We start from the raw sequence: 6,994 nt of genomic DNA on the forward strand, positions 1-6,994 counted from the left end.
TCCACCAAATGCCGGGACTGAACACCTAAGCCCGGCCCGCTCGAGGGCCGAAATGTGCAGAAACACGTCCTTGCCGCCATGCTCGGGCGCGATGAAGCCGAAGCCCTTGGCGGCGTTGAACCATTTCACGGCGCCATTGGCCATCGTGATATCTCTTTGTGGATTTGTCGCTCGCGGAATGCAGGTCAGTTCAAAAGCAGACTGAAGCCGAAATGAGACAGGATGCAGAGAGAAGCAACGTAGCGCCCCCTGCATGCGCCTTCGCGCCGGATAAAGCAAAACATTCTTGCATCGCATTTGTCCGATGCCTGAATCAATGGAGCCAAACCTGGCTATTTTCCACTTGGCCAGACAAAAATTCCCGGAATCGCTCGAAAACCGATTGATCTGAGAATTTTCGACTGGAACCCGACCATGAGAATGGTGGGACATTATCTTCTGCCCCCATCTTCGGACGCACCTATAGCGTATACCTACTAAGCGCAGGGTTGGCTTGTACGCCAAGGGCATCGGAATATCCGAGGCACTCGAAAGTCCCGGTAGCTTATCTTTCTTGCGATAGCTCTTGGCCGAGGCCCCACAGCCTATTCAGGATCGACCAGCTGGCTTTCGGCTGGTCACTCTGCGGAGCATTTCCATTCCCGCACAGGCACCGCCATAGCAGGACCAACCCCGGTCTCAGATCGTCGCCATGCAAGCGGACAAGGGACGTGCGGATTGTGCGATCGAGGTTTCGGGCACGAAACCGGCAGCTTTTGCAGCAGCGATGAAAGCCCGTCGCGCCGATCCCACCGATACAAGGCAGTGCAGGGCGGCATCCAGCTGCTCCAGCGCATGGTGCTGGGCCGTATTGGAAACCGGCCACCTCCTGCGGAGCCAGTATCTCGCCTGCTCGATCGTGCTGAACTTCTGCACTTCGCCTGCAGACGAAATGACGAATGAAAGGGGCGTACCCCAGTGAATTTCCATAATGAAACTTTTCTGTCGGAACGGTCGGAATGGCGGGCAACGCATGCCCACCCTCCTCAAGGAAAAGCGGAGACGGCATGAAGCCGACCCCGCCTGTATTACCCTTCGGCGCTGCTCTCAGAAGAGAACGAGATTCGTTGCCGATTCCCGGCCATTGCGGTCACGCTCGATATCATAGGCGATCGCCTGGCCATCGTTCAGATGATGGATACCGGCGCGCTCGAGCGCGGAAATATGGATGAAGACATCCTTCGAGCCCGCTTCCGGGGCAATGAAGCCGAAGCCTTTATTGGAGTTGAACCATTTCACGGTGCCATTGGCCATCGTGCTGTTCCTTTCAAAAATGCCGCTCACATAGCGCAGCGGCCCGGCAAAGCTGAAGATCGAAGCTGAGCCGCAAGGAACAGGGTCCGAAAACAAGAGATGCAGATCCTATATAGGTCATGCCGGCTGAGTTTACGAGGAAATTCCGGGGATCATGCGATCTCGGCCCATTACCCGTTGTTCGGCAAGGAAAGAATTTGCGACCCGCATCGGCGGAAAATTCCGAAAAGGCCGTTTTTACCGCAGACTCCAAACCTCAGCTTTCGCCCTGTTCCTTGCCGTCCAGTTCCCGGGCGTTCGTTTCCGCTATCGTCTCATGTAGCCGCGAATGGGCGGATTGCCATGCATCGAGCGCGCCCACGGCCTGGTCGAGCGCCTTTCTGTCCGGCCCATCGAATTGGGGAGCCGCCTCCTTGATCGCCCAGTAGAGCCGGCGCACCACCGGGGTCATCCGCTCCAGCCAGGCCAGGACATCCCTCAGGCTCTGCTCCTTGCCGCCGGGGTTGGAATAGACCCCGCCCTGGAGGCCCTGCAGTTCCAGCTCGCTCAAGCGGAGCTCGATATCGCTCAGCCGTTCCTTGATATCTCTGTCGCTGTTCTCGACCAATGAGACCATTTTCGCCCCCTCCCTTTATGCGGTCGCTCCTCTTGGGCCTGCCGGCCCATCGATCACGCCTGATCGGTCGTCGGATCGTCCATGCCGCTCGCAGCACGAACCGGCATGCCGCGCTCGTTCCCGTCCCTTTTCCGACGCCGGCGCACTCCTGCATCATGCTGCGGCTCGGGTCGTTTCTCGGGGGTGCTGGCGATGTCTGCGGAATCCACGGTCTGGGTCTCCCTGTTGCCGGACGAAAAAATTCGAACAGGCACGGCTGATATGGGGTGTCAGGGGGCTGCAGGCCATAGGAGACATGCGCCTATCGACCAACCTCCGGAAAGCCCGAGAAAGAAATCTCGGTGACGACGAGGCGGTTCTGCAACGGCAGGATGAGGTCAGCGCAGTCGATGGCCGTTACGACGAGTTTTGCGTCGGTCGGCTTTTGCGATTCCTATTCAGGCGCGGGATCGGTTCTTTCCGCTGCCGCGTCGATCCGGTCGGCCCATTCGATCAGCAATCGCGCTGCGCCGAAATCTCCGTGCCTGTCGCGCTTCTGGGCGGCGAGAGCGAGGTGTTCCCGCAGATCCGTCGTCATGAGCTGGCCGGGCCGCTCGGTGGCCAGAAAGAGCATTTGCAGCAGGTGCTCTATGGCGGCTTCGTATTGATCCGGGCTTTCGATTGCCACCTTCCTGCCTTCCATCGGTTGCTGCCTGGCGACTCGTGTCAGGCGATTGCTGGTTGCCCCAAAGGACGAAGACCGGATACCCGTTTTGCAGCGGTATCGGCCGGCTTGACCGTCAGCATGGCTGGCGCGTGTCGCGTCACCAGTCCCGGAACCGCTCGAACAGCCCGGACGTGCAGGATCTGATCGGAATGAGCCGGGTTGTTCCGTCGTCATGGACGAGCTTCACCAGATCCCCATTCTGGAAATGGCGGATCCCCTCAAGATGCCACGGCGGCTGAGCAAAGATTTCGGTAGCTCCGGTGAGCGCGTCGGTCAGGGCAACACGTTTGGTCATGGAAACCTCCCTATCTGGACGAGCGAAAACGGCGGACCTGGATCCGCCGCTTCACCTTCCAGCTTTTGAATGCCGCATACCAGCGCAGATTTGGACCACGCCTTGGTGCGGCAATTTACCGGAAGATCGGGGGTCCGCAGGTTTCCGCCCGCTTCGCCTTTCGAATGGCAGCCGGCCGTCATCTGTGGTCAGCAGGCTTCCGCATGGGGTCGTCTTTCGGATCGTTGTCGCCCTGCTGCGGGGCTTCCGGCAGCTCGCCCTGCTGGCCCTGACGGGTGTCCCTCGGGTCCAGAGTGTCGTTCTTTGGGCCGGTGCCCACAATGGGGTCCTCCATGGCACCGCCCGGAGATCCCGCTCGGATGAACAAGACATGGGGTCGAAGGGGTGGAATTGCGCCCTCCGGATCGAAACTATCGTGCAAGCTGGTCATATGGCTGGAAAGAATGTTGCGCCGGTCTGGTGGCACCTAAAGCGCCGCCAGCGTCGTTACCGACCGTCGGGGTCCGCGCCCTCGAGATACGATGATGTCACGTCAGCTATTTCCTCCGCGCGTCCAGGACATGGGTAACGAGACTTTACAGATGCTGAACTGCGTCCGCTTCAAGGTTGACCTTCCGCGGATTCCCCGAGCAGCCGTCGTCGAGACGCACCTGCTGGCTTGACAACATCAGGTCTCACCTTCATTGTCTCAACATATCTTGAGTGGTTGATTCGATGGAAGAGCAACGCGCCCTTGCCGGCTTCGCGGCGCTGTCGCAGGAGACCCGGCTGCGCATCGTCCGGCTGCTGGTCAAGGCCGGGCCGGAGGGCATGGCGGCCGGGGCCATCGGCGAGGCCCTGGGGGGTGCCAGCACCTCGCGGCTGTCGTTTCACCTGACCCATCTCGAACATGCCGGGCTGATCCGGTCCCGGCGCGAGGGGCGCTTCATCATCTACAGCGCCGTCTTTGCGACATTGGCCGGACTGATCGCATTCCTGATGCGCGATTGCTGCGACGGCCACCCCGAGATCTGCGCGCCGGTCGCGGCCGCGCTGTCCTGTTCCTGTGAACCCAGCAAGGATGCCCTGCATGGCTGACGCCTCGCCTCGTGTCTTCAACGTGCTGTTTCTCTGCACCGGCAACTCCGCCCGCTCGCTCATCGCCGAAAGCGTGCTGCGCAAGGAGGGCGGCGCGCGGTTCCGCGCCTTCTCGGCCGGCAGCCAGCCGAAGGGAGAGGTGCATCCGCGGACCCTGAAGATCCTGCAGAACTACCATTACCCGACCGAAGGGCTGCGCTCGAAAACCTGGGACGAATTCGCCGGGCCCGACGCGCCGGTGATGGATTTCGTCTTCACCGTTTGCGACGACGCGGCGGGCGAGGCCTGTCCCTATTGGCCGGGCCAGCCGATGACAGCGCATTGGGGCCTTCCAGACCCGGCAGCCGCGACCGGCAGCGAGTTGCAGCGCGACATGGCCTTCATCGAGACGCTGCGCTACATGAAGGCGCGCATCCAGGCCTTTGCCGCCCTGCCGATCGGCACCCTGGACCGCGCCAGCCTCGTCTCCAGGCTGCACGAGATCGGATGCTCCGAAGGCACAAGCGAGGCAGGAGACAGCATGGACGTCGTGATCTATCACAACCCGGACTGCGGCACTTCGCGCAACGTGCTGGCGCTGATCCGCAATGCCGGGATCGAGCCGCATGTGGTGGAATACCTCAAGACGCCGCCCTCGCGCGCGATGTTGGAGCAGCTTATCGCCCGCATGGGCATCGCGCCGCGCGATCTGCTGCGCCAGAAGGGCACGCCTTATGCCGAGCTTGGGCTGGACGACCCGGCACTACCCGACGCCGCGCTGATCGAGGCGATGCTGGCACATCCGGTGCTGATCAACCGCCCCATCGTGGTCAGCCCCAGGGGGGTGCGGCTTTGCCGGCCCTCGGAGCAGGTGCTGGACCTGCTGCCGCCGCAGCGCGCCGCCTTCAGCAAGGAGGACGGCGAGCAAGTCGTGGATGCCCAGGGCAACCGTATCCGCCCGGCCTGAAAGGAGCAGGTGATGACCCCCGACAGCCCGTCCCGCCGGCTTTCCTTTCTCGACCGCTACCTGACGCTCTGGATCTTCGCGGCCATGGCGCTCGGCATCCTGCTGGGCACGGTCTTCACCGGCCTGCCGGATGCGCTGCACGCCATGGCGGTGGGCTCGACCAACATCCCCATCGCCATCGGGCTGATCCTGATGATGTATCCGCCGCTGGCCAAGGTCCGCTACGAGGACCTGCCCAAGGTCTTTGCCGACCGGCGGGTGCTGGTGCTGTCGCTGGTGCAGAACTGGCTGATCGGGCCGGTGCTGATGTTCGCCTTAGCGGTGATCTTCCTGCGCGATCATCCCGAATACATGACCGGGCTGATCCTGATCGGCCTGGCGCGCTGCATCGCCATGGTGCTGGTCTGGAACCAGCTGGCGCGCGGCGACGGGCAATATGTCGCCGGGCTGGTGGCCTTCAACTCGACCTTCCAGATCCTGTTCTTCTCGACCTATGCCTGGCTGTTCCTGACCGTGCTGCCGCCCTTGTTCGGGCTGGAGGGCAGCGTGATCGAGGTGGGTTTCCGGACGGTGACCGAGGCGGTTCTGATCTATCTCGGCATCCCCTTCGCCGCCGGCTTCCTGACCCGGCATGTGCTGATCCGGCGCAGGGGCGAGGAGTGGTATCGGGACGTCTTCCTGCCGAAGATCAGCCCGATCACGCTGGCCGCGTTGCTCTTCACCATCGTGGCGATGTTCAGCCTGAAGGGCGGCGATGTCGTGCGCCTGCCGCTCGACACCATCAGGATCGCCGTGCCGCTGGTGCTGTATTTCGCCATCCAGTTCGTCGTCAGCTTCGCCATGGGCCGCCTGATCGCGCGGGACTACCCGCGCAGCACCGCCATCGCCTTCACCGCCGCCGGCAACAATTTCGAGCTGGCCATCGCCGTCGCCATCGCCGCCTATGGGCTGGCCTCGCCCGTGGCCTTCGCCGCCGTCATCGGCCCGCTGGTCGAGGTGCCGGTGCTGATCCTTCTGGTCAACGCCGCCCTGTGGCTGGGCCGCCGCTGGTTCCCCGCAGCAACCCCGCAAGAGGCCCGCGCATGATCCCCGACCTGCCGAACCTGTCGCCCGACTGCCTGCGCGCGCCCGCGATCCCGGACATTCCCCGCGCGACGCATCCGCCGCGCATCCTGCTGCTCTACGGCTCGCTGCGCGAACGCTCCTACAGCCGCTTCGCCACGCTGGAGGCCGAGCGCCTGCTGCGGCATTTCGGCTGCGAGACGCGGGTGTTCCACGCCAACGGCCTGCCGCTGCCCGAGGATGCCGGGCCCGACCACCCCAAGGTGCAGGAGCTGCGCGAGCTGTGCCTGTGGTCCGAGGGCCAGGTCTGGACCAGCCCGGAACGCCACGGCGCGATGACCGGGGTGATGAAATCGCAGATCGACTGGATCCCGCTGTCGATGGGGGCGATCCGTCCGACACAGGGCCGCACCCTGGCGCTGATGCAGGTCTCGGGCGGCTCGCAAAGTTTCAACGCGGTGAACCAGATGCGGGTGCTGGGCCGCTGGATGCGGATGCTGACGATCCCCAACCAGTCCTCGGTCGCCAAGGCGTATCAGGAGTTCGACGAGGCCGGCCGCATGCGGGCGTCGAGCTATTACGACCGCATCGTCGACGTGATGGAGGAACTGGTGAAGTTCACCCTGCTGACCCGCGACCTGTCGGCCTTCCTGACCGACCGCTACAGCGAGCGCAAGGAGACGGCCGCAAAGCTCGAGGAACGGCTGAACCTCAAGGCCGCGACATGAGGCTGGAGAGGCCCGACATCGGGCGGATGGCAGATCGCGAGACGCACCCGGATCGTGCCAAGAGCGACCGATCAGGCTTGAACCGCTTATAGGAAAGTTCGCCAGTGCAAGGGTACCTCTGGATCAGGTAACTGTCCACAGAACCTACGCGGATGCCTCCGGATAAGCCCCTGACCTAGATCTTCTTTTCCTCACCTGCTACGCATCTGCGCAATGCTCATCGGAGGGAAAAGATGTTCGAGGGGCATTGCCAATTTGTTGTGTCGTGAAG

The 6,994-nt window shown here is 62.8% G+C and carries 10 protein-coding genes and 1 pseudogene; 5 read left to right on the top strand and 6 right to left on the bottom strand.

Features of this window, described 5'->3' with window-relative positions; genetic code table 11:
* The 6 genes from PARACOCCUSGL_RS21690 to PARACOCCUSGL_RS0119325 all read right to left on the bottom strand — a co-directional run.
* Positions 1–144, bottom strand: a 144-nt coding sequence (locus tag PARACOCCUSGL_RS21690; protein ID WP_010400433.1) for a cold-shock protein, incomplete at its 3' end; no start/stop codon positions are given.
* A gap of 534 nt (positions 145–678) precedes the next feature.
* Positions 679–969, bottom strand: coding sequence for a DUF982 domain-containing protein (locus tag PARACOCCUSGL_RS0119305; protein WP_010400435.1), 291 nt, complete (start codon positions 967–969; stop codon positions 679–681).
* Positions 970–1,086: 117 nt separating this feature from the next.
* Positions 1,087–1,293, bottom strand: coding sequence for a cold-shock protein (locus PARACOCCUSGL_RS0119310; protein WP_010400437.1), 207 nt, complete (start codon positions 1,291–1,293; stop codon positions 1,087–1,089).
* Positions 1,294–1,549: 256 nt separating this feature from the next.
* Entirely contained in the window at positions 1,550–1,909 is a 360-nt protein-coding gene (locus tag PARACOCCUSGL_RS0119315) for a hypothetical protein (protein ID WP_010400439.1), read from the bottom strand.
* Positions 1,910–2,342: 433 nt separating this feature from the next.
* Positions 2,343–2,576: a hypothetical protein gene (locus PARACOCCUSGL_RS0119320; RefSeq protein ID WP_237701584.1), complete on the bottom strand. Its 234-nt coding sequence runs from the start codon at positions 2,574–2,576 to the stop codon at positions 2,343–2,345.
* A 136-nt stretch (positions 2,577–2,712) separates the two neighbouring features.
* Positions 2,713–2,910, bottom strand: a complete 198-nt coding sequence (locus tag PARACOCCUSGL_RS0119325; protein WP_010400443.1) for a hypothetical protein — start codon at positions 2,908–2,910, stop codon at positions 2,713–2,715.
* A 714-nt stretch (positions 2,911–3,624) separates the two neighbouring features.
* Here PARACOCCUSGL_RS0119325 and PARACOCCUSGL_RS0119335 point away from each other — a divergent pair.
* The 5 genes and pseudogenes from PARACOCCUSGL_RS0119335 (at position 3,625) to arsH (ending at position 6,723) form a co-directional block, all read left to right on the top strand.
* On the top strand, positions 3,625–3,987 hold the full coding sequence (locus PARACOCCUSGL_RS0119335; protein WP_010400452.1) for a helix-turn-helix transcriptional regulator: 363 nt from the start codon (positions 3,625–3,627) through the stop codon (positions 3,985–3,987).
* Positions 3,980–4,474: pseudogene (locus PARACOCCUSGL_RS22525) on the top strand (arsenate reductase ArsC); the annotation flags it as partial. The gene PARACOCCUSGL_RS0119335 and the pseudogene PARACOCCUSGL_RS22525, both read left to right, overlap by 8 nt.
* Positions 4,475–4,507: 33 nt before the next feature.
* Positions 4,508–4,933: an arsenate reductase (glutaredoxin) gene (arsC, locus tag PARACOCCUSGL_RS22530; protein ID WP_010400454.1), complete on the top strand. Its 426-nt coding sequence runs from the start codon at positions 4,508–4,510 to the stop codon at positions 4,931–4,933.
* Positions 4,934–4,945: 12 nt separating this feature from the next.
* Positions 4,946–6,019, top strand: a complete 1,074-nt coding sequence (gene arsB / locus PARACOCCUSGL_RS0119350; RefSeq protein WP_010400456.1) for an ACR3 family arsenite efflux transporter — start codon at positions 4,946–4,948, stop codon at positions 6,017–6,019.
* Positions 6,016–6,723: an arsenical resistance protein ArsH gene (arsH, locus tag PARACOCCUSGL_RS0119355; RefSeq protein ID WP_010400457.1), complete on the top strand. Its 708-nt coding sequence runs from the start codon at positions 6,016–6,018 to the stop codon at positions 6,721–6,723. Before arsB ends, arsH begins: the two co-directional genes overlap by 4 nt.
* Positions 6,724–6,994 lie beyond the last annotated feature (271 nt).

This window comes from Paracoccus sp. TRP (assembly GCF_000185925.1).
GTDB classification, from domain to species: Bacteria; Pseudomonadota; Alphaproteobacteria; order Rhodobacterales; family Rhodobacteraceae; genus Paracoccus; species Paracoccus kondratievae.